This is a genomic window from Reichenbachiella sp. MALMAid0571 (assembly GCF_040151475.1).
Lineage (GTDB): Bacteria > Bacteroidota > Bacteroidia > Cytophagales > Cyclobacteriaceae > CAXBNB01.
Map to the genome: position 1 here is coordinate 1 of NZ_JBDKWG010000005.1, position 281 is coordinate 281.

1 pseudogene is annotated in these 281 nt (G+C 40.6%); it reads right to left on the reverse strand.

The features are described 5' to 3' along the window. Positions 1 to 281: pseudogene (locus AAOP42_RS00030) on the reverse strand (hypothetical protein); the annotation flags it as partial.

Below are 281 nucleotides of genomic sequence, written 5' to 3' on the forward strand. Positions count from 1 at the left end.
CCAGGTTTTTCATCGTATGTAATTTCTTCTTTCCACTGTAAAACTCCTTCTGATTATCAGGATCAACGTCTCTGACAACCTGCCTTTCGGTTACATCTACCAATAAGTAATCCACCTCTTTATCTCTCTGCCGGTAACAACAACCACTTTGAGGCATTACCTTCATTTTGGCCAAAGATGCTTCCAGAACAGGTAATAAATAGCTGACCCATTCACTGACTTTGCTCTGGCTCATATCAAACATCTCTCCATGGTAATACTGGTTGGGGTTTTCTTTTAAG